At 39.8% G+C, this 21,697-nt stretch carries 19 protein-coding genes and 1 pseudogene; 9 read left to right on the top strand and 11 right to left on the bottom strand.

Annotated elements, in window-relative coordinates:
• Positions 1-13: 13 nt before the first annotated feature.
• Complete coding sequence (moaA, locus tag IQ244_RS27175; RefSeq protein ID WP_193899809.1) at positions 14-1,000, bottom strand: GTP 3',8-cyclase MoaA; 987 nt, start codon at positions 998-1,000, stop codon at positions 14-16.
• 2,019 nt (positions 1,001-3,019) lie between these two features.
• Between moaA and IQ244_RS27170 the strand changes: the two genes are divergently transcribed.
• Positions 3,020-3,343: a thioredoxin family protein gene (locus tag IQ244_RS27170; protein ID WP_193899808.1), complete on the top strand. Its 324-nt coding sequence runs from the start codon at positions 3,020-3,022 to the stop codon at positions 3,341-3,343.
• On the opposite strand, the gene IQ244_RS27165 is transcribed toward IQ244_RS27170, so the two are convergent.
• Entirely contained in the window at positions 3,330-3,563 is a 234-nt protein-coding gene (locus IQ244_RS27165; RefSeq protein WP_193899807.1) for a hypothetical protein, read from the bottom strand. The genes IQ244_RS27170 and IQ244_RS27165 overlap by 14 nt on opposite strands.
• Positions 3,564-3,644: 81 nt before the next feature.
• Positions 3,645-5,489 carry a S8 family peptidase gene (locus IQ244_RS27160; protein ID WP_193899806.1) on the bottom strand — a complete coding sequence of 615 codons (1,845 nt, stop codon included), beginning with the start codon at positions 5,487-5,489 and terminating at the stop codon, positions 3,645-3,647.
• A 120-nt stretch (positions 5,490-5,609) separates the two neighbouring features.
• Between IQ244_RS27160 and IQ244_RS27155 the strand changes: the two genes are divergently transcribed.
• The 5 genes from IQ244_RS27155 to IQ244_RS27135 all read left to right on the top strand — a co-directional run bounded on the left by IQ244_RS27155 (position 5,610) and on the right by IQ244_RS27135 (position 10,271).
• Positions 5,610-6,065, top strand: a complete 456-nt coding sequence (locus IQ244_RS27155; RefSeq protein ID WP_193899805.1) for a hypothetical protein — start codon at positions 5,610-5,612, stop codon at positions 6,063-6,065.
• A 215-nt stretch (positions 6,066-6,280) separates the two neighbouring features.
• The gene (locus tag IQ244_RS27150; RefSeq protein ID WP_193899804.1) at positions 6,281-7,876 is read left to right on the top strand and encodes a hypothetical protein; all 1,596 of its coding nucleotides are present in this window, start codon (positions 6,281-6,283) and stop codon (positions 7,874-7,876) included.
• A gap of 182 nt (positions 7,877-8,058) precedes the next feature.
• Entirely contained in the window at positions 8,059-8,880 is an 822-nt protein-coding gene (gene thiD / locus IQ244_RS27145; protein WP_193899803.1) for a bifunctional hydroxymethylpyrimidine kinase/phosphomethylpyrimidine kinase, read from the top strand.
• A 191-nt stretch (positions 8,881-9,071) separates the two neighbouring features.
• Positions 9,072-9,677 (top strand): hypothetical protein, encoded by a 606-nt coding sequence (locus tag IQ244_RS27140; protein ID WP_193899802.1) that lies wholly within the window; start codon positions 9,072-9,074, stop codon positions 9,675-9,677.
• A 255-nt stretch (positions 9,678-9,932) separates the two neighbouring features.
• Positions 9,933-10,271, top strand: coding sequence for a P-II family nitrogen regulator (locus IQ244_RS27135; RefSeq protein ID WP_015111218.1), 339 nt, complete (start codon positions 9,933-9,935; stop codon positions 10,269-10,271).
• 329 nt (positions 10,272-10,600) lie between these two features.
• Here IQ244_RS27135 and IQ244_RS27130 read toward each other — a convergent pair whose 3' ends face one another.
• From IQ244_RS27130 to IQ244_RS27110, 5 genes are all read right to left on the bottom strand, one after another.
• Positions 10,601-11,245, bottom strand: a complete 645-nt coding sequence (locus tag IQ244_RS27130; RefSeq protein WP_193899801.1) for a hypothetical protein — start codon at positions 11,243-11,245, stop codon at positions 10,601-10,603.
• A 253-nt stretch (positions 11,246-11,498) separates the two neighbouring features.
• Positions 11,499-11,798: a cell division topological specificity factor MinE gene (gene minE, locus IQ244_RS27125; protein ID WP_096582496.1), complete on the bottom strand. Its 300-nt coding sequence runs from the start codon at positions 11,796-11,798 to the stop codon at positions 11,499-11,501.
• Positions 11,799-11,826: 28 nt separating this feature from the next.
• Positions 11,827-12,633 carry a septum site-determining protein MinD gene (minD, locus tag IQ244_RS27120; protein WP_193899800.1) on the bottom strand — a complete coding sequence of 269 codons (807 nt, stop codon included), beginning with the start codon at positions 12,631-12,633 and terminating at the stop codon, positions 11,827-11,829.
• A gap of 45 nt (positions 12,634-12,678) precedes the next feature.
• Positions 12,679-13,821: a septum site-determining protein MinC gene (gene minC, locus IQ244_RS27115; protein WP_193899799.1), complete on the bottom strand. Its 1,143-nt coding sequence runs from the start codon at positions 13,819-13,821 to the stop codon at positions 12,679-12,681.
• 385 nt (positions 13,822-14,206) lie between these two features.
• Positions 14,207-15,532 carry a four-carbon acid sugar kinase family protein gene (locus IQ244_RS27110; protein ID WP_193899798.1) on the bottom strand — a complete coding sequence of 442 codons (1,326 nt, stop codon included), beginning with the start codon at positions 15,530-15,532 and terminating at the stop codon, positions 14,207-14,209.
• A 278-nt stretch (positions 15,533-15,810) separates the two neighbouring features.
• Here IQ244_RS27110 and IQ244_RS27105 point away from each other — a divergent pair.
• Positions 15,811-16,137 (top strand): annotated as a pseudogene (locus IQ244_RS27105) (DUF433 domain-containing protein).
• A 92-nt stretch (positions 16,138-16,229) separates the two neighbouring features.
• Here the strand turns inward: IQ244_RS27105 and IQ244_RS27100 are convergent.
• On the bottom strand, positions 16,230-16,889 hold the full coding sequence (locus IQ244_RS27100; RefSeq protein WP_193899797.1) for a hypothetical protein: 660 nt from the start codon (positions 16,887-16,889) through the stop codon (positions 16,230-16,232).
• Between the two features lie 151 nt (positions 16,890-17,040).
• On the opposite strand from IQ244_RS27100, the gene IQ244_RS27095 reads away from it, so the two are divergent.
• Positions 17,041-17,895, top strand: a complete 855-nt coding sequence (locus tag IQ244_RS27095; RefSeq protein ID WP_193899796.1) for a DUF72 domain-containing protein — start codon at positions 17,041-17,043, stop codon at positions 17,893-17,895.
• A 270-nt stretch (positions 17,896-18,165) separates the two neighbouring features.
• Complete coding sequence (locus tag IQ244_RS27090) at positions 18,166-18,606, top strand: hypothetical protein (RefSeq protein ID WP_193899795.1); 441 nt, start codon at positions 18,166-18,168, stop codon at positions 18,604-18,606.
• Between the two features lie 84 nt (positions 18,607-18,690).
• Here IQ244_RS27090 and IQ244_RS27085 read toward each other — a convergent pair whose 3' ends face one another.
• Positions 18,691-20,238, bottom strand: coding sequence for an FAD-dependent oxidoreductase (locus tag IQ244_RS27085; protein ID WP_193899794.1), 1,548 nt, complete (start codon positions 20,236-20,238; stop codon positions 18,691-18,693).
• A 79-nt stretch (positions 20,239-20,317) separates the two neighbouring features.
• Positions 20,318-21,139 carry an SDR family NAD(P)-dependent oxidoreductase gene (locus IQ244_RS27080; RefSeq protein ID WP_193899821.1) on the bottom strand — a complete coding sequence of 274 codons (822 nt, stop codon included), beginning with the start codon at positions 21,137-21,139 and terminating at the stop codon, positions 20,318-20,320.
• Between the last annotated feature and the right edge of the window lie 558 nt (positions 21,140-21,697).

Genomic DNA, 21,697 nt, shown 5'->3' with positions numbered 1-21,697 from the left:
ACTCAAAAAAGTTTTAGCCTCCAATTTGCGACATAGTACGGCTGTATGTACCTGTAGTCCCAGAGTCGCGGCCTTTAAAATTAATTTCTGGCTTAATTGCCAATAAGTCTCTGACTTGCTCTCGTAGATGATTGATACTAATACCAGAGCGTAGAGCAGTTTTTAAATCTAATTGACCAGTTTCATTTAATAAGCAAGGGCGTAACCACCCATCAGCGCTCAGACGCATCCGGTTACAACGATCGCAAAAACATTCTGACATCTGGCTAATAAATCCCAGTGTCCCCTTTGCTCGCGGAATTTGAAACACATCAGCAGGCCCATTACCACGCACTTGCGATTCTGTCAAGCCCCATTGCTGGCGGATGCGTTGACGTAAATCAGCAGAAGATACCCAACCGCGATCGCCAAATAATTGCCAATTGCCAATCGGCATAAATTCAATAAATCGGACGTGCCACTGTTTATCAATGGTGAGGGCGGCTAAATCGAGAACTTCGTGGTCGTTAACGTCGGGGATCACAACAACATTCAGCTTCAGCGGGTTAAATCCTACCTTGTAGGCAGCTTGAATACCATCCCAGACTTGTTGCCAGCGAGAACGTCCGTGATTGCCGATAATTTGATCAAAGATATCGGGATCAAGGGAATCTAAGCTGATATTAATTCGGCGTAAACCTGCATCGTAAAGGTTTTTGGCGATGGGTGCAAGTAAAAACCCATTAGTTGTCATCGACAAGTCTTTAGTTTCAGGTAATGATGCGATCGCTTTGACTAAATCTACCACCCCAGGACGCAATAAAGGTTCACCCCCTGTTAAGCGAAACTGGGTAAAACCAACAGGGATAAACACCTCTTGAATCAGAGTCAGTAGTTCTGCGTCCGTAAGTAATTGTTGCTTGAGGGCGTATTCCAGTTCTGTACCCTCCGGCATACAGTATTGACAGCGAAAATTACAGCGATCGATTAAACTAATGCGGAGATAATCTACCTGGTTCATTTTAGAGTATTTATTTCTATTGTATTTTTCTTAGAGGGTAAGCAATATTGCTTACTAGATATTTTGCAGCATTGCCCACCTGACTTTAATTACAATCAAGTCGGTGGTGTGAAATGTAATTTACCCGAAAAAATATAAAAATTTCCCATAAAATGCCATAAATAAATAAAGGCGCAAAGCCTTGCGCCTTCAGCTTTGAGTATATTTAACTTAACAGATAACTTTCTTCCCTAGCTGGCTAACACTGGCTGGGGGATTTTTTTTGGTAGATGATGCTTTTCGCTGCAAATTATTCCGGTAGATGCACTTTGATAACAGAAGAATTAATTGGTAGATGCACCCTGATAACTTTCTTCCCTAGCTGACTAACACTGGCTGGGGGATTTTTTTTTGGTAGATGATGCTTTTCGCTGCAAATTGTTCCGGTAGATGCACTTTGATGACAGAAGAATTAATTGGTAGATGCACCCTGATAACTTCTTCCCTAGCTGGCTAACACTGGCTGGGGGATTTTTTTTGGTAGATGAAAGCTTTTCGCTGCAAATTGTTCCGGTAGATGCTTCTTGATTGTCGAATAATTAATTGGTAGATGCACCCTGATAACTTTCTTCCCTAGCTGGCTAACACTGGCTGGGGGATTTTTTTTTGGTAGATGAAAGCTTTTCGCTGCAAATTATTCCGGTAGATGCTTCTTGATTGTCGAATAATTAATTGGTAGATGCACCCTGATAACTTCTTCCCTAGCTGGCTAACACTAGCTGGGGGATTTTTTTTTGGTAGATGAAAGCTTTTCGCTGTAAATTGTTCCGGTAGATGCTGCTTGATTGTCGAATAATTAATTGGTAGATGCACCCTGATAACTTTTTCCCTAGCTGCCTAGGAGATCTTTTCCTAGCAAAACTTCCGCAGAAGTAATGCTAGTGATTTATAGATTGTATCTGGAAGATGCTAATTGAAACTCAAACAAAATAATTGTTATAAATGCACCCTGATAAATAAATCTCCTAGTTATCTGCAACCACTGGGAGATTTTTTTATCTTTGGTAAATAGCAACCATGATTATTTAAAACTTATTCGGAAGATGTTGATAACTTCTCGAATAAATAAATTATGAATCGACGCGCCCTAATAACTAACTCCCCTATGCACTGGCCACAACTGGTAGATTTTTTTATGCTGTTTTAACAGCATATTAGCTTTTGGAATTTTTATCCGGAACATACTTCTAAATCCTGGAAACAGATTATTGGTAGTTGTACTAAGATAACTAACTTTTTGGCTTGGTAGATACAACTGTTTTTTGATTTTGAAGCACCACATTAACTTTAGAACAATTGTTCCGGAAGACTTTGCTAGACCTTGGAACAATTAATTGGTAGATGTACCTTGATACTTAACTCCCTGAATTAGCTAACACTTACTCGGAGATTTTTGCGAAATGTTGGTAGTTGCTTAGGCGTATATTCTAGCGCAACTTTCAGACAATATACTAGTGCAAATGGTGTTTTTTGACTATCAGTGTCAGCATTTATTGACCTAACTGAATTCTGAATTTTCGCAGTTATCCTACCACTGATAGAGTTTATCAAACACTCTTTGTGTTTATAACATTAAACTCACTTATTTGCCTTCTACTATTCACAAGCAGCAGATGGATTGTGGAAATTTTGTGCGATCGCTCAGTTGCTTTGCAGAAGCTACCCTGGATGAGAATCGTAAGTTTGTACATCCTATCATAGTTTATAGCCAGATTTCTACTGATTTGTCAAAGCCAGATTACAGATTGCTAAAAACTCATTTTTTCGGGTTCATTTCTACATCTGTAACAAAGTCAGAGCTTAGGTTGTGGCTAAATTCCGTTGTCTATTAAAAATATGATTGCTGGCTGAAATTATAAATTTTTTACTTAAATTTCCATTAATTGCATAATTGCATCTTGCTCATCCATTAGTAAGATGCTTATTGATTGAAACTATGGTAGGATGTATTCCCGGTTTCCAGGAAGGTGCAGAATCATAATGAGTTTAGCTGTGATTAAATTCTCATCTGAAGAGTGTGGCATTTGCCATAAAATGGCTTTTTATGACCAAAAAGTAGCTGAGGAACTGGGTTTGCAGTTTATTGATGTGAAAATGCAAGACACAGCTACTTATCGCAAATATCGGAAAATTTTGCTCACCCAGTATCCTGATAAATCGGATATGGGATGGCCTACATATATTATTTGTGATTCTCCAGAGGGAGAATTTCAGATTATTGGTGAAGTTAAAGGCGGACATCCCAAAGGAGAATTTAGAAGTCGTCTGCAAGCAGTTGTAAATCCTGCCGCTAGTCAGAATTAATTACATCAAAAGATTTAACTTCTAAAACTGGGCCTATCATTGCCATTGTCATGATATCTTCACGCAGCTGTCCTGTGACTTTGGCTTGCTGCCCAGCTTTGAGTAAGCTTTTATCAGCGCCTTTGAGAATTTCGTAGGTTACACCCTCATTTGTAACTAAAGCCCAAGCGCCCATACCAATATCACGACGTTCGATAGTGCCTGTAACTGTGATGCTCATAATTTTAAGTGCTGAGTGCTGAGTGCTGAGTGGGAGTAGTGAGTAGTGATTACTCACTCCCACTCACTATTTCCTGATATTTTATGCCACTTGCTTTTCGTTGTTAACTGCCAAACGAGCTAATCCATAGCAGAGTATGGCATTAACGATGAGGAATGTTCTAGCTAAGTTACCGTCACCCAAGCCCCAAACAGCTGGGTCGTAAACTGCACTGATTGTTAAACAAGCAGCTACACCTAAAGTAGAACCAACAGCAAACCATTTCCAACTAGGATGTCCTAGCAGGAATACAACTAAAACAAGCGGAATCAAGACACTGGCAAATACAGGATTGAAAGCATCTGTACCTTGTAGGGTGTTACCTAATTCTGGCAGAGAACTGCCTAAAACACGGAAAGGCCACTGCGGTAGGTCAAATATATAGATACCTTTGAGGAAGAATAACCCAGAACTACCAAAAGTTAAGCCACTAAATAAAGCCCAACTCCAGGTGAAGGGGAAGTAAACTCGTAAAAACCAAGCCAGCAGATAAGAACCGACGACCATTAAAATCTTTGGTAACAGTGCAACTACACCGCCATCAATCCAAAAGCCGGGGTTAATATAGCCGTTATCTCGCAACCAGCGAAAGAAATCAGGGAAACTGATTTGTCCGTGGGAAGCTAGTTTAACTGCGGCTTCGGCGTTGAGTTGTCCAGCGCCGTAATAGTTTAAACCATCATCTTGAATGACTCTGGCTGACTGCTTGAGGACTTTTAAAATCTCATCTGGATTTTCAATGCCTTTAGCTTTAATTAAAGCAGCCACACCAGCAACGTGAGGCGCAGCCATACTTGTACCTTGGAGTCCCAAAAATACGCCTTCGCCATTTTCATTGATGGTTTCTTGCAAAATTTTACCAGTTTCACTTCCACCAGGAGCCGAGATATCTACACCAGCACCAAAGTTAGAGTAGTCTGCTTTTTCACCATCTGGGCCGAAAGAGGAAACGCCGACAACATGAGGATAACGGGCTGGATAGCTTGCGCCATTGGCACTTTCATTGCCCGCGGCGGCTATGATAACTACACCTTTTCTGTAGGCGTAATCAATGGCATCTTTCATCAACTGGCTTTCACCGCCACCGCCCAAACTCATATTAATTACATCTGCGCCTTTGTCAGCCGCAAATTTAATTGCTTCGGCAATATCGGCAACTGTACCGCCACCATAATCATTTAAGACTTTTAGGGGCATAAGGCTGGCTTCGTAAGCAACTCCGGCTACACCGTATTGATTATTGGTGGCTTGGGCGACTGTACCAGCAACGTGTGTACCATGTCCGTTGTCGTCTGTGGCTTGTTCTCTGTCGTTAACAAAATCGTAGCCTTTAACAAATTTTGTCTCTTTTAAGTCGCGGACTTGGGTAATACCAGTATCAATCACAGCAACGGTGATACCGCTACCTTTAGTTTCCGCCCATGCGCCTTCAATGCCGATTTTGTGAAGGTTCCACTGCTTGCTGTAATATGGGTCGTTGGGGCCGATTAAAGAAGGTTTGACCTCGTTATTTTGGGGTGGTGTAAGTTCTCCAAGAACGGTGGTTTGAGGTTCTGGGGGAATTCTATAGATGTAATTCGGTTCAATAAATTCTGTGGCTTTGGCAAACTGAGATTTTTTCAGTTCTTTGAGCCGTTGGCGATCGCCTTTGATAATATACACATTGTCTTGTGCGGCAAATGTATTATCTAATTGAGGTGTAACGTTGTATTTTTGCGCGATCGCTTGCAAATCTCGGTCTATTTCAGCTTTTGCAGTATCTTCCCGAAAATCAAGCACAATCGTTTCAAAATCACCTTTCGCTGCTAGTCCCTGAAAATTTAAAAATCCAAAAACAGCAGCGCCTAACCCAATAATAAACAGGCACAATAATATTAGCCTTCTCATATTAACTCGTCACCGCTTTTGCCAGTTTGCTCACTAACATAACTTATCTGCATCCCTCATTGGTGTAATTGTCACTTTAGTTAGTTAAACTTTCACTTACGACTCAGGATTGTTTAAACGATGGAACGTGGTCTTTTATGGTTGCCTTTGTTGATAGCGTTTTTTTGGTTGGCTTGGCAAGGCTCAAAAGAATATCAAAAAGTCGAGGCTTATAAGATTTGGGCAGGACAATTTGAACGCGCCAAATATGATATTTATGCCGTATTAGGTCAAAAAGACAACAATCTTACTTGGGGTAAACCCACACCAAAAGGGATAATTAACTTAGAAACTTTTTCTTTGCTTGATGTCAGAGAAATTCATCTTTTGGTAGATAGCAAAATTGTCAATATAGAAACTCCTCCAACAAAAGGTCGTGATATTGAGTTAGAGTTTGTTATTGCTGAATCCGCTAATTCTATCCGTGTACCTTGTACAGAAATCCCTTTAGCTGTGAAATGGGCTGAGTATTTACAAGGTGCATTACAAAATTTACACGGGGAACAAACTCCCTCATCAAGCAGTCCACAATTATAGGAAATTGCTAGGTAGATTTAGGAGTTAAGAAACATTAGATTCTCTATTTCTGGAAAAAATAGGGAATCTAATTTTCTCAGACTTTATCCAAATAAATATTATTTAAATCAATATATATATTTACTCTAAAAATTCAGAAATATTAGCTCTACAGACTGTAGTGAATATCAGAAATGAAAAATCAATAAATTTTTGTTAATAGATGAGAATTGATCATGCAAAAAAATATTGCTGTTTTGGGTGTATTGCTACTTGTTAGTGCTTGTAATTCTAGTATTGATGGCATTTCTCAGGCAAGCAACACAGTAAAAGCAAAGGTAGAAAACTGTCCAAAAGCCGCAGTTGTTACTTTACCATTACCAAATAAAAACGAAGGTTTTTATGAAAGGTTTGATTGGCATATTCGCAATATCGTAGCGGATGATGAAACTTTGAGATTTCAAACTCTAAAACAGGATTTTGTCTTCTGCCGGGCTAATAATACTTGGACAGTACAAACAGGAACTTTACCCAAGGATTTACAGCCACCAACTAACTATACAGCCTTGGCACAGGATTGGGTAAATCCCAAGTTCAAGAATATTAATTTTCAGGGTCAAACCTATCAATATCGTGTCGTACAAGAGCCAAAGTATTCTTTAAGCGCAGATAATAATATCTCCAGACCAGAAGTACCAGATCCAACCAAAGATAAAATTGTTTTTGAACTAATTACACCTAATAGTAAAAATCCTCAGCGGCAAACGGTGTACACTCTCAAAGATTTACAGAATGCAGCAGTGAAAGCTGGATTTTCCGCTGAAGGAAATCAGTTGGGTGTGCCGAGGGTAACATCTAGCTTAGTTTATGGAGAAAAGATTTGGTGGGCGATCGCATTTGAACAAGGTGAAGGTAACAATGGTATTGCCACCATCATGAGTTATGACCCCAAAACTGCTAAATTTAGCCTAATTCAACCAGAGGCACTTGGGTTTACACAAATTACAGATTTAGCCATTACAGGCGATGTGAATAGTCCTACTTTCTGGATGGGTACTAATTTAGGTGGTGAAGGAAATCTCTACATTCCCGCTAAAGGATTAGTTGCTTACCGCCCTGATGGTTCTTTAAGTACTTACACAACACACAACAGCCCGTTAGTTGGGGCAATTCCTGACAAACTCAGATTGGAAAATGACAGACTTTGGGTGAGTAGCGCCAACGGAGTGTGCCAAGTGAAATGGCAAGCAGCTGATAACCCAGAAAGTTGGACTTGTTGGCGCTTTACGGCAATGGCTAAACTGCCAGAAAAATTACCACTTTACAGTGCATCAACTAATCAAAAGCCAGCGGTATCTTTGCCTGGGAAAAATACTGTAGAAGTGCTGTGGTGGAGTCCGGTGAATTTCCAAACCAATAAGGGACGTTATGAGGTGACATATCCTCAAGGCTTCACCACGAAACTCAATGAAGGTGCGAGTAAGTATGAATTTGGACGTTCTTTACCGACAGGAAAACCACCTATTGAATGGCCTGGTTTTGAATGGCATTGGAATGGACAAAAATTTGTCCGTACCTTAGATGAAGTTTCCTTAAATCTAGTTGGTGGTGGCCCTCAAGGTATCGGTTCTGGAGAATTTAAACCAGAATTACCGATGAGTTGGCAGGCAATGCGCGGTGATTTAGAGTTAGTTGATATTTCTCCCAAGTCCACCAGCGTAAAATATTACTCTGGTTGGGTTGACTCCGAAAAACTGCAACCTTATCTTACAGTTGTGCCGCAAACAAGACCTCAAAACCCTCAACCAAATCCTTTGTTGAAGGGTCAATAGTCTAGGACTTACGCAAAATTATGAAGAAACAAACCGCAAAGGACGCAAAGGACACAAAGTTATAAGAGTTTGAGAGAGTTATTGCGTAAGTCATATAGTCATTAGTCAACAGGCCGAAGGCTAAAGGATGAAATTTCAGACTTCAGACTTCAAACTTCATACTTTATTTTCCCCACTCCCTTATGAATGCTGAAACAACATCGAAAATACCTGTGGCTTTAACTATTGCTGGTTCTGATAGTGGCGGTGGTGCGGGAATACAAGCTGATTTACGCACCTTTGCTTTTCACTGTGTCCACGGTACTAGCGCTGTAACCTGCGTGACGGCACAAAATACCTTGGGAGTAGTCCGAGTTGATGCTATGCCATCAGAGGCAGTTACAGCCCAAATACAAGCGGTTGTGGAGGATATTGGCGTACAAGCAGCAAAAACGGGAATGTTGCTGAATCGAGAAATTATCGCAGCGGTTGCCCAGCAAGTTGAGGCTTTAGAAATAAATAATTTAGTGGTTGATCCGGTGATGGTATCACGCACAGGCGCACAGTTAATTGATGATGATGCCATTAAGACGCTATGCCAGCAGTTAATTTCCCAAGCGGCGATTATCACCCCTAACCGCTATGAAGCACAGATTTTAAGTGGTTTGCCGATTAATTCTCTGGATGATATGAGGGAGGCAGCCCAAATTATTCATCGCAACTTAAAGGCAAAGACTGTTTTAGTCAAAGGTGGTGGGATGGAGGGAAATGCTCGTGGTGTGGATATCTGGTTTGATGGCGATCGCTGCGAAATCTTGACAACACAGCAAGTAGACACGCAAAATACCCACGGTACAGGTTGTACATTATCAGCTGCGATCGCTGCTAATCTGGCAATGGGCAAGGATTTGTTAACATCTGTCAAACAAGCAAAAGACTATGTTACAACTGCTCTGGCTTATTCACTCAGTATTGGCAAAGGTCAAGGCCCGGTAGGACACTTTTTTCCTTTGTTACGAAATTGACCTGTGCTTAGTGGAATATTGTAAGTTGTTAGTTGCTTGTTATGGCGATTTTTAGGTATTAACTCGACCAAACAAAATCTTTGCTATCTCAGCATTTATCTATTATTCTTGGGCATAGTTTCAGATCTAGCCATTTTTCATAGCATCTCTAGTAAAATTCCATTACCTTAACTTTTGATACCAATTCACCGATGCGAACAACCACAGCAGCTGTTCATAGCCACTCTGCAAAAAGGCCCGCTTCTCCAAATCATCCGTCCTCTGTGCCACTGTATGTATATCGGGAATTGGCAGCAGAGTTAGAAGCGACACAGGCAAAAGTAGATGCACTCACTGCCAAAAATCAACAATTAGTGCAAGAAAATCAATTTCTCCGCCAAGAAATTACCAAAGTCTTGCAGTCTGTCTCAAATTTGCAAAAGCTAGTAGATTTCCGTAGTCCAGAGAGTAAGGATAGTCACTCTCATCCCCGGCCTACTGGTGAAGTTAAAAATATCCCCAAACAGCCAAAAAAAGAAGCACGTCCGCGTCCACAGTCAGCGCGTCCGCGTCAATCTGAAGCACCCAAGGCCAAGCGCCGCCAAGATTTTCCTGTACCTGTAGTAGAAATCAGTTCGCAGATTCCAGAAACAATTTTCATCGAGGAACAGGCTGTTAATTATTATCCTTCAATGGAAGCAAAAAAGAAGGAAATGAATGGTTGGGGGTTAGTAATTACGATTTTGTTAGTGATGCTGACTGCTTTTGGTGCTGGATATTTAATTGTGCGACCCTTGTTTGCACATCAAAGTAACTAATTTTGCTGTAAATTGTTAAAAAATATACTTAAATGTAGAATTTTTCTATTTTTAAGTTAAATAAAGTATATTTCTCTCTTGCCGCTTTCAGTCATCAATCTGTGATGCCAAAACTGCATAGACAAAAACCAGACACTTTAAAAAAAGTTGCAATTATTACATTATGTTTTTGTAATCGCGTTATTGGTAAGAATGTCAGACGGTTGATCTGGTTAGATAGATAAACGAACCTATTAAAATTTAGGAGTCCAATACATGAAAAAAGTAGAAGCAATTATTCGCCCATTTAAGCTTGACGAAGTGAAGATTGCTTTAGTTAATGCTGGTATCGTGGGGATGACAGTTTCGGAAGTGCGCGGTTTTGGACGGCAGAAGGGACAAACAGAACGCTATCGTGGTTCTGAGTACACCGTGGAATTTCTGCAAAAACTGAAAGTGGAAATCGTCGTTGAAGATAACCAAGTTGATATGGTAGTAGACAAAATTATTTCTGCTGCCCGCACAGGGGAAATTGGCGATGGTAAAATCTTCATCTCTCCTGTTGAACAAGTTGTGCGAATTCGGACTGGAGAAAAGAATACAGAAGCAGTATAAGGCTAAATAGAGGCGCGAGCGATCGCGTCTGTTGTTGGCAAAATAGTCAGCGTTGCTGAAAGTGAGATGAAAAACATCAGAGAGTTTAACTTTCAGAAATTTTTTCGTCTCTAAAATCAGCAACGCCTACTAGTACAACAAGGCAAAAGTAAAAAGTGAGCCACTGCGTTGGGCGGGTTGCCCGACTTGAAGCAAGTGGCGAACTCTGGAGGAGGCAAAAGGCAAAAGAAAGAATAGTGATACCACAAGCCTTTTCGCAATTCCCGATGGTCTGTTTATTTCCGCCGTGCTGTACTAGGAAAACTCCACAATCTGATTTTCCTGAGAAATTATTTAGCTTTCTCTGCAAAAACTTTAAAAATCGTTTGGTAGCCATTTTTTGCTAAAGTCTCAGCCTCTCGACGCTCTTCATGGGAAAATTCACTTTGTAGTTCATCGTCGTTAGAAAATTTGGCAATTAATGCTTCATCGTCGAAGAACAACGTTTCTCCTGAGTGAAAATATCTGATGGCTATAACTTTGTTATTTTTAAACCAGAAACCTACACCATCGCCCACTTCCAACAGTGCTTCCGAAGCGGTGACAGGTTCATTGTTAATAGTACAAATTCTATAACTAACACCTGCTTTAATTTTTGTTGCTTCATCGCAACCTTCAGTCATTTCTGTTAAAGCTTGCATTAGCGTATCAAAAATTTCTTTTGGAGTTTCTGTCTTAATTTCCTGTTTTTTACTTGCAGAAGTATCAATCACACATCTATCGGGAATACCATCACCACCATCATCAATGCGTGAGTCATTTTGTCGTCCATCATTGTCGCAATCAATTGCACCTCCAATAATTTTACTTTCTTTTACACCTGATGTTTGAGACGTGGATACTTGAGATGCTTGAGATACTTGGCAAGTAGTGAGTAAAGTAGTGCAAACTAACAAGCTCAAAGATATTTTGTTGGCAAATGGCAGTGATATCATGACTTATCTGAGTACTTGGCTAGTTTAGTTTGCCCAAAATAGATAGTAGGGGCGCACATCTGTTACTAGTCTCTCTTCAGTGCATAATAATAATCTGTATTCTCAACACTCTTGATTCTGGCTGCTGAATTCTGACTTCTTCTTCAACTCATGGCAAATAAATTTATTTAAAAAATAAATTTTGCTCACTAAAAATTTACAGTAATTGAGATGAATCTCAGTACTAACTAATTAAAAAATGTAATTTTGTCAACTACTGAGATTTATCACTACTTTCCAAGAGAGACATCGAGTCTTTCACCCGCCGGATGGGTAAATTAGCAATCAAAGCTGTTGTTCTTTGGTTGCTTTCGAGAGTAAATTCCAAGCCATCAGTTTCGATTTCCACGTAGCGACAGACTATATCGAGAATTTCTTGACGCATTTTTTCTAACGTCTGAGCATCTAGATCGGCGCGGTCGTGGGCTATGACTACTTGTAGGCGACGTTTAACTTGATTGCGACTGTTTTCAGGAGGTCGAGAAAAAAGTCGTTCGATAAGTTCAATGATCATTGCTAATAGATATCAGGAGACTGAAACATTAAACAATCTTTGTCCATAACAACTTACGCAAACGGGCGAAGATGTTATCTGGGGGTGCGTCGAGATCCAAGAATTCGACGGTTTCTCCTTCCAACCTCCGAGCAATATTTTCCACAGCTACGGCTGCTAAAGAGGGAGTATCCCCTAATACTAAGGGTTCGCCGCGATTAGTCGAGACAATTACACGCTCATCGTCAGGGATCACGCCAATCAAAGGGATTGCAAGCAGTTCCTGAACATCTTGGACAGACATCATATCATTTGCCCGTACCATTGCTGGTCTGATGCGGTTAATTATTAAGTGTACACGCTTAATCCCTTGTGCTTCTAGTAACCCAACTACCCGATCTGCATCCCGAACTGCGGAGATTTCTGGAGTAGTGACGATTAAGGCTTCTTTGGCTGGGGCGATCGCATTTTTAAATCCGTTTTCGATCCCCGCTGGACTATCAATAATTACGTACTGATATTTTTGCGCCAGTGCATTCACCAATAATTTCATTTGTTCGGGGGTGATTGCATCTTTGGAACGATTTTGGGCTGCTGGTAGAAGTACAAGGTTAGTTTGGCGTTTGTCTTTGACTAAAGCTTGTTCTAACCGACACTCTCTAGAGAGAACTTCTACAGCTGTATAGACGATGCGGTTTTCTAGTCCTAACAGCAAGTCTAAATTTCTTAAACCAAAATCTGCATCAACCAAGGCAATTTGACGACCCAATTTAGCAAGGGCCATACCTAGGTTTGCTGACACTGTAGTTTTACCCACCCCTCCTTTACCGGAGGTAATCACAATAATGCGAGTCATGTTCAGAGTTGCGAGCGATGAGGGTTCAGGAATTATAATAGTTATTTATGGTACTTGATTTATCCTAGCTAATTGATTTCTAGAAAAATCAGTAGCCCTAGCGATGCGAATTCCTTGGGGCGTGATATGTGCCACTTCGGGAGAAAATTGCGATGGTAGCTTCTCAGGCGCTCTGGCTACAGCATCGGCGATTCGCAATTGAGTTGGTTCCATTTGCAAAGCCATAATTAGGCACTCGCGGTTCCCCCCAGCGCCAGCATGAGCAATTCCACGTAAACGCCCCCAGACTAAAATATCTCCTTCTGCAACTACGATACCACCTGGATTGACATCTCCTAGCAAAATTACTGTTCCGGGATGACGAATTTCGACTCCTGAACGGACTGTCATTTCCAAATAAAGTGCATCTGCTTGGGTTGTTGTAGTTACTTGAGCTTCGGAACTGAGGGAGGTTTGTGGCTGTAGTTGTTCTACAGAATATCCTGATGTGACAGCGGCGATCGCAGTTTGTCGTCGACTCGTGGCGACAGATTTTAGCTGGAGTTGGACTTCGCTAAAGCTGTCGGCGAGATCTTGCAGTTGTCTGCTATCTAACAAGCGGTCATAGGCTATCAAATGTACTGGTGTATTTGGTATCCTTAAGCGATCGCCTGCATTTAAGCGCAACTTCAACTGTTGCCAAATATCAGACCAAGCTAGTTCGGAGGCTGGTACTTGAGATTCTGTCGGTAAGATGACCAACAGTTTTCCTGCTTCATTTTTGAACTGAACTTGGAAATTTTTGAGTCGATTGTCTATTTCGGCTTCTGTCACATCCCAAAGAGTAGGACTCGCATCTGCAATGGGTACTTCAGCATTGGTTTCTAAGTCCTTAGCCAAATTTAACTCCAATTCTCTAGGCGCAGAATTTAACTCTACATCCTGAAGTGGAGAATTTGACTCTAATTCTTGGGGTACAGACTCTGGATTTAACACTAAAGGTGGAGAATTAGATTTTAGATAAAGGAGAACAGATGATAACTCCGTATCTGGAATGACAGAATGAGGATCTGGTTCAGAAACGGTGGAATTCGTCTCAATATGAGAAACGTGGGAATTTACATCTACATCAGATAGATGAGAGATAGACTCTGCATCAGGAAGTGCAGAATTTGACTCTGGATTAGGGATCGCAAAATCAGAAGTCATGCAGCACCAGCCATAAACACAACTGAAACTCCGGGTAATTACTTATCTTAAATTAGTTATACAAAGGAACAACATTCTCACCCAAGAAAGTTATGAGGACTGAGTGCTGTAAACGCTTCTGTTACCTCCCGTGGGATGCACCAACAACTGCGGCTCAGAACTTTTGAGGATTTCACCGAACTCATGTTTCTGAAGTATTTCAGAACAAACATTTTGTATCAACCCTGATTTATTATTCTTAACTAGTGATCTAGACAGCTATTAGGCATACATATTGCACTTTTTTTGGCGGATTGTCATTAGTGATTGGTCAATAGTCATTAGTTTTGATTAACATCTAGTGACAAGTTATGTTTAAAGGCTGAAAAATTTAATATTAAAACTTTCAGACTTCTTTCGTTAATCGTTGGTAGACTGTTGCCAAAGCATGAGCATCACCAACATTGCCGGGAAACAGTACAACTGGTAAATTGGGAAATTGGGGATGGTTCTCAGGTGTAATGATCATTGAACAACCAGCTAAAATTTGCCCTAGCAATCGCGCTGTTGTTAAAGCTAAACCTGTACTTAAGACATCATTTGAGGTAATACCACCTTTGCTGATTAAAAAGCCAATATCAGCAGGTAAACCCCGAACAATATCCATCAATAAACTAGAAACTTGAATACCAAAATCCAGCCGCGTTTTAACATCATTAAAAGTAAGTTCTTGACGGCTAGTATAAATAACTGGCGTTTTCCCAGCGTTATGGACAGTCTGAATATTTGCTAATGTTTCAGTGAGCAGTATTGTAGCGGAATTCTCTTCCTGATTTAGCAGTCGCTGAACATCGACTTCAATTCCCTCTGTCCCTTCTGTTTCCAACAATGCTGCTAACTGCTGTGTTGTCTTTTTGACATGGGAACCGACAATAATTGCACCAGGTTTACCTTGGCGCACATATTTTGCCATGTTTTCGGCTGGAATGGGTTGGGGCGGTAATGCGGCTAAAGCTGTTAAGATGCTGGCGGCGCTACGAAATAAAAAGCGTTTGCCTTGGCTGGCTGCGGCCAATAAGTCTTGGGCGAAAATGTCGAGGTCGGCTTGAGTTTCACCATCAACTACGGCACACTGATTACCAGTGAGTTTGAGTAACCTGTCTAAACTACCAGTACGAATATCATTCAGTAGAAATCTGGTGACAGACTCAGCACTGATGCGACCTTGAGTTTTTTCTTCGACGTATTTGGGTAAGTAACTGTGATGATAACCAAATACGGAATCACGAGCAAACTCAGTTTTCTCTACTGGGGTTGGGACACCATCAATAATTAAGTAATGGATGCTGTCACGGGTGATGCGTCCCCCCTCAAAAAACGCCGGGACAAGGAAATGAGCATCAAAAGAGCCGAGTTCATCAGCGATCGCATCCGTTTCAATGGGATAATGCCCACGTAAAGTAGAATCAGAACGACTCACAATCAAAAAATCGCTGATTTCTTCAGCCGCTATTGCTTGTTTTAAATTTTGACACACTTCTTTTGTGACGGCTGCGGCTGACTCTGGAGGTAACGCGCGGGTGTTAGTTAGAACAAAAAAAATCGGTGAATCATCGCGCAACCCGATGCGTAAAGTATCCACATCCCAGCGCATTAGCAGCAAGCAACTGTGGACTGTTTGCGAACCTGTAGGGTCGTCATCTAAAACAATTATTTTGGGTTTATTACTCATGAGAGTCAGCAGCGCAACTGTTGTATGGGATATTTAAGGCTTTGGCAATTTTTTAATTTCGGCTTGCACATCAAGGGCAATTTGCAATGATTGATTGAGTAGTTAAGCATATTCGCCAGCTTGAGTACGGACTTATCAAACTTGCATATTTGCCAAATTATTCGCAAACAATTCTTGATTATTTATCAGCAATTTTTTATTATCTCGCAAAAATGGTATGTTTATGTTCCAGTTAAAATATTATATGTAGTATTTTCTCTTGTGGATTTGGCAATAATATGAAGCTGCAAAAATTAGAATCAGAACTACTTGCCTTGTTACCCAACGAGAAAGCACAAGCAATTCAAATACTTGCTCAAAGCTTAGACAACTTTTGGTGAGGTGTTGAAAAGACTCCAGGGGTATGCGGTGGAGATGCTTGTATTGCTGGTACACGTATTCCTGTATGGGTATTAATCAATGCTCGTAGATTGGGTATTAGTGAAGCTCAATTATTGAAAGATTATCCAAGTTTATCGGCAACTGACTTAACTAATGCTTGGGTTTATGCCACCGTCTACCCCGAAGAAATTGACATAGCTATTCAGGAAAATGAAAAAGATTAATGGCTCGTTTGTATGCAGATGAACAATTTCCGTTGGAAGTTGTAGAATACTTACGTGATAGCAAATAAAAATTTTTACTTTTTGTCTTACAATTACGGTCGAGGCTTTTGCAATTTTTTAATTTCGGATTGCACATCAAGGGCAATTTGCAATGATTGATTGAGTAGTTGAGCATATTCGCCGGCTTGAGTACTGACTTGTAATGCTTGCAGATTTGCCAAATTATTTGCAAATAATTCTTGATTATTCGCCAGCAACTTTTTATTATCCCGCAAAATTCGTTCTGTTTTTAAAGCGCGTACTAAATCTTCCCGAATTAGTTGTAAAGCAGAGATTACTTGTTCTCTATCGTTGATGGAATTATCTGAGGTTGCTAATTGGTCGTGAATATCTATAGCGTTGATCACAGAGTGATATTGATCAACTTCATCTAAAAGCATAGTTAGGGCTTGGGGACAAGTAAAACGCCGCCAGAGCGATCGCCCAACTAATACCGCAAGTGGTACTAAAATTAGTAAAATAATGCCTAATTTAATGGAAGAACCAATAGTTGGCAGAATAATAAATGCATAAATAAAACCAACAATAATTGGTGTGAGTGCTAACGCTACCAGCAGTTCATTAATTATAAAGCCGAATCGTTTCTCACGATTTTTCATCACCGAAGGCCGGAAAACATCTTCTGGGTCAAACCCAGTCAAACGTCTCAATTCTCCCTTGCTAATTTCTAAGCCTAGTAAATCCGGCTGCACTGCTGCATACTCCTGTAGAAAGTGCGATCGCGTAATTTATTTTAATCGGGTTTGAGTGATGATCGCATTCACCCTTGAGAAAAATAGCGATCGCACATCCATATACTTCTACAATTAAGTAAGAATAAGTAAGAACACTCAAGGCTAGTCAGTGAACTTTTTTATTGGTTGTGCAGTTTGGTCATATAAAGGTTGGATGGGTGAATTTTATCCCCCAGGTACTCGCGCTACCGATTTTTTGCACCTCTACAGTCGTCGCTTGACTACGGTTGAAGGCAATACTACCTTTTATGCTGTGCCGAACCAAGAAACTATCAGCCGTTGGGTGGCCCAAACACCTCCGGGTTTTGAATTTTGTCTCAAATTACCGCGAGATATTACCCATAACGGTTTACTCCAACCGAATATTTCCGGCGCTTTACAATTTTTGGACGGGATGCAACCTTTAGGAAAACGTTTGGGGCCAATGTTTGTCCAGTTACCACCAAGTTATTCGCCTACATTAATTGATGATTTAACTAATTTTTTGGTAGCTTGGCCGCGGGAAACTGCACCTCTAGCTTTAGAAGTGAGACATATTGATTGGTTCAAAGAACCTTATCGTAGTCAATTAACAGCGTTGCTAGAAAAGCTGGGTGTAGGCAGGGTACTCTTAGATTCACGGCCGATTTACAATGGCGAAGATGACCCCCAGTTACACTCAGAACGGCGTAAACCTAAATTACCTGTACAATTTAGTGTTACAGCACCCTTTACCCTGATTCGCTTTATTTCTCATCCCACATTGTCTGAGAATCAGCAGTTTATGGCAGAATGGGTAACACAGATTCAACAGTGGTTACAAGGTGGGAAAAAAATCTACTTCTTTGTCCATTGTCCTCTAGAAGAGCGATCGCCGTACAACGCCCGTCATTTTCAAAAGCTATTAGAACAAAGTGGTGTTGAAGTTCCGCCTTTACCTTGGAACCAACTAGAACAGTCACCCACTCAGCTAAGTTTGTGGTAAGCCTTCCCGGAATATTTTTATAATTTTTTTATTTTCATCACAGATCCAACTCATACCCACTTCAAAAAGAGTAATAATAGTTATTGCAAGACATTTTTAATAAAGCTAAAGCAATTCTCTTTTTTAGCAAGAGTATTATATACCTCTGAGTAAATATGCCAAGAGGATATTAACAATGCTTAAAAATAGCTAACAGAAATGGCTTGATTTTTAATGTGGATTGTGATTAGGGCGATCGTTGTGTAAGCAGTTTAATCAAAGGAGGTTCAGATGAGTCGTCTTCTTTATGAAAACTCAGTTTCATATCAAGGATATCTCATCATTCCGTTTGTTTACGGCAAAGCTGATGCTTACGAAATCTACTCCTATAAGCTGTTGTCAGAAATTGGCAATAAAAGTAGATTTCACAAAACAGAAAATCCAGCGGGCATTTACGGTAATAGCATTAAGAATATTATTGATATTGCCAAAGAACATCTTGACCAACATTTAGAGTTTGTTAGTCAACAAGATTGTTTTAGGTCTCGCTATATTTTCCGTGACAATTTGATTATCATCTTTCAAGAAGAGGGTAAATACTTTTACGATCATTATCCACCAGAAATATTGAATAATATTGCAGCCCCAAAATTATTCAATTCTGAATATGAATGCTTGAGTTGGATTCAAGCAGGATTGAATGGACAATATGTCCGACAGCAAGCAAGCTAAAAAAGTCGCAGGTGACTTAACTTCATGATGGCTTGGTTAGTAAGGATATGCTCTTTATTAACCAAGCCATCCTATCAAAAGAATTTATTTCATTCTTGCCAATAAATGTTCACCTACCCGCAAAGCATTAGCCATAATTGTCAGAGATGGATTAACAGCAGCACTAGAAGGGAAAAAGCTGCCATCAACAACATAAAGATTATCTACATCGTGGGTACGACAATTAATATCTAATACAGAAGTTTTGGGATTTTCACCAAAACGACAAGTTCCGCATTGATGTCCAACAGCATCTAAGCCGAGATTTTGAGTAATATGTAATGAAAATTGCTGACTTGGTGCCATTTGATCAACAGATTTTAAAATTTCTGTCCAGCGTTGAATTAAGCGATTAAAAGCTATTTGATTATTATTTTTATACTTAATAAAAATTTTATCATCTTGAATAGATACCCGATTATTCTCATCTGGTAAATCTTCATTCATTACCCACCAAGCAAGTGAGTGATTGGCTATTTTTTCAGCGACAATATTAGGCATTAAAGGTGGGCCATAGGCAATAATTCTATCTTTATGGATATTGCCCAGTGATTGTATGCTACCCATTGGATAGTTAAAATCTTTTTCGCCCCAATAGAAATCAGTAACGGCTATAGTTTTGGGAAAAACAGTAGGGTTTGGTTTGGTGCTTAAGGTCATAACCACAGCACAATTATGTACCATATAATTTCGCCCTACCAGTTGTGAACTATTAGCTAAACCGTAGGGGTGTTGATCATTAGCAGATTTGAGTAACAATGCGGCGGAATTAATTGCACCTCCAGCCACAACTACAATATTGCTAGAAAATATATGATGCTGACCTTGAATTTCTGCTGCTACTCCCGTGACTTCTTTACCAGATGCACTAGTGTGTAGCCGAACAACTTTGGCTTGGGTAATTAACGTCAGATTATTATAGGCGATCGCTGGACGAATACCATTAACTTCAGCATCGCCTTTAGCATGAATCATACAAGGAAATCCATCACAAGTATCACAACGAATGCAAGCACTTAAATGACGCTGTACTTCGTTGAGTTTGATGGCTAAAGGCAGATTAAAGGGATGTAAACCTTGATTTTTTAGACTGAAATAAATTTCTTCAATATAAGGTTCGTGACTAACCGCAGGAAAGAGATAATCACAATTTGTCTGTGGTTCAGTCGGATCTAAACCGCGCTTACCATGCACTTCATAAAGTTTTTCTGCTTGGTCGTAATAAGGAGCAAAATCTTGATATTTTAATGGCCATGCAGGCGAAATTCCCCCTTGATGAATCACTTCTTCAAAGTCTTGTTCGCGCAATCTAAACAACGCACCACCATAAAATTTTGTATTTCCGCCAACGTAATAATGTGCGGCTGGATTGATAGGTTTACCCTCTTGGTCGTACCATATATCGCTAGTACGATAACAGCCTTTTTGCAATACTTGTTTCGTGTCCCAATTATTTTTTTCTCTGGGTAAAAAAGTACCTTGTTCTAAAACTAAAATTTTCTTGCCGCTAGAAGCTAATTTATAGGCTAAAGTTCCACCACCAGCCCCAGTACCGATGATGATCACATCATAATGATTATGCGAAAATATCATATTTGGTTTTAAATTGTGAGTTAATTGCAATGTCTGGAATCTAGAAATTTATCTTTTATCTAATTTGAACAATTTGTGATTAATCAGAACTCCGCATTTGCTGTTCAGCAGAGATTTTATTGAGTTTAGTCATACCAAGTAACTTATATAGAAAATCACCAAATTGTGGAAAAAGTTGGAAATTAGAAAATAAAAGTTTTGCAATTAATCCATCTAAAAGGACTTCGGCTTGGTTTTTTTTGATGGCATTTAAAACAGCGATCGCCACTTCCTCCGGTGGCGCAACACGCGCTAAACTAGGCGCAGGTACTCCCAAAGCTGAAAACATCCCCGCAGCAGTATATCCAGGACAAACTACGGACACACCAATATTTGTATCAGCCAATTCTTGCCGTAAAGCATCAGTCCACATAATCAAACCTGCTTTACTGGCTGAATAAATACTGTTGTATGGCATTCCTTTTTTGCCTGAACCAGATGCAATATTCACAATATGACCACTATTGTGAGCTAACATACTTGGTAAAACCAAGCGGGTTAATTCCATAGATGCAACTAAATTTGTCGTCAAAGTAGACTGAATATCTTGCAGGGTGTAGAGGTGAAAAGGTCGGTATTTTTCAATAGCAGCATTATTAATCAAAATGTCAATTTGACCTACAACTTGATTAATTTGCTGTATTAAGTTTGGTAATTCTGCTACTTGGCTAATATCAAATGGAATGCCGATAGCTTTACCACCTAAAGCTGTTACTTCTGTACAGATATCATTAAGCTTTCTTTGTGACCGAGAAACAGCAACTACAGTAGCTTTTTCTATTACTAAAGCACGGGTAATAAATGTGCCAATGCCACCAGATGCTCCAGTTAACAGCACCGTTTTACCTGCTATTGATTTCATCATCAATTATCATGAATAAAGGGAATTTAGTTGCTTTTTTCTAACGAAATATAGTAGACATTTCCCCTTAAAAATAATTAGCCAACTTTCAATAGTTTTTGACAAGCTTATAATTTAAAGCTCGAATTGGTCTTACAGAACACTTTTTTATCTGGTTGATAATGCTGAAATACTAGTTTTTTCAGCCTCTAATTGTAGCGCCACACCTGTTTGATTTTGATTCAAAAAGACTCTGTACAGGAGATTAATTGCTAATTTACTATACTTTCAATAATTGATACAATAATCTTTATTTTTTCTTTATATTGTTTTTTCGGTAATTTATAATCAGAAAAATATCTGTTATTAGATTACATTTTAGATACAGAATTTTTCTAATTATTAGCGATTCACTACTCGGTTATTTTTCTATGCCTTTGAGTCTCTGTGTTATACCAATTCACGAAAAATCTGATGCAAATAAAGCATCAAGAATAAAATCCCAACCTGTAATAGAAGCAACGATTGATGTGTTGAATTTCTCTAAACGCTTCCAGATAAAATGCCTCAATTCATCTA

The sequence above is a fragment of the Nostoc sp. LEGE 06077 genome, from assembly GCF_015207705.1.
Classification (GTDB): Bacteria; Cyanobacteriota; Cyanobacteriia; order Cyanobacteriales; family Nostocaceae; genus Nostoc_B.
The sequence above is the reverse complement of the archived record's forward strand: the minus strand, read 5'-3'. Positions and strand labels throughout refer to the sequence as shown.

Bases quoted from the DNA above. Each gene is read 5' to 3' on its own strand.
- moaA (WP_193899809.1), bottom strand. From the start codon at position 1,000: ATGAACCAGGTAGATTATCTCCGCATTAGTTTAATCGATCGCTGTAAT.
- IQ244_RS27170 (WP_193899808.1), top strand. From the start codon at position 3,020: ATGAGTTTAGCTGTGATTAAATTCTCATCTGAAGAGTGTGGCATTTGC.
- IQ244_RS27165 (WP_193899807.1), bottom strand. From the start codon at position 3,563: ATGAGCATCACAGTTACAGGCACTATCGAACGTCGTGATATTGGTATG.
- IQ244_RS27160 (WP_193899806.1), bottom strand. From the start codon at position 5,489: ATGAGAAGGCTAATATTATTGTGCCTGTTTATTATTGGGTTAGGCGCT.
- IQ244_RS27155 (WP_193899805.1), top strand. From the start codon at position 5,610: ATGGAACGTGGTCTTTTATGGTTGCCTTTGTTGATAGCGTTTTTTTGG.
- IQ244_RS27150 (WP_193899804.1), top strand. From the start codon at position 6,281: ATGCAAAAAAATATTGCTGTTTTGGGTGTATTGCTACTTGTTAGTGCT.
- thiD (WP_193899803.1), top strand. From the start codon at position 8,059: ATGAATGCTGAAACAACATCGAAAATACCTGTGGCTTTAACTATTGCT.
- IQ244_RS27140 (WP_193899802.1), top strand. From the start codon at position 9,072: ATGCGAACAACCACAGCAGCTGTTCATAGCCACTCTGCAAAAAGGCCC.
- IQ244_RS27135 (WP_015111218.1), top strand. From the start codon at position 9,933: ATGAAAAAAGTAGAAGCAATTATTCGCCCATTTAAGCTTGACGAAGTG.
- IQ244_RS27130 (WP_193899801.1), bottom strand. From the start codon at position 11,245: ATGATATCACTGCCATTTGCCAACAAAATATCTTTGAGCTTGTTAGTT.
- minE (WP_096582496.1), bottom strand. From the start codon at position 11,798: ATGATCATTGAACTTATCGAACGACTTTTTTCTCGACCTCCTGAAAAC.
- minD (WP_193899800.1), bottom strand. From the start codon at position 12,633: ATGACTCGCATTATTGTGATTACCTCCGGTAAAGGAGGGGTGGGTAAA.
- minC (WP_193899799.1), bottom strand. From the start codon at position 13,821: ATGACTTCTGATTTTGCGATCCCTAATCCAGAGTCAAATTCTGCACTT.
- IQ244_RS27110 (WP_193899798.1), bottom strand. From the start codon at position 15,532: ATGAGTAATAAACCCAAAATAATTGTTTTAGATGACGACCCTACAGGT.
- IQ244_RS27090 (WP_193899795.1), top strand. From the start codon at position 18,166: ATGAGTCGTCTTCTTTATGAAAACTCAGTTTCATATCAAGGATATCTC.
- IQ244_RS27085 (WP_193899794.1), bottom strand. From the start codon at position 20,238: ATGATATTTTCGCATAATCATTATGATGTGATCATCATCGGTACTGGG.
- IQ244_RS27080 (WP_193899821.1), bottom strand. From the start codon at position 21,139: ATGAAATCAATAGCAGGTAAAACGGTGCTGTTAACTGGAGCATCTGGT.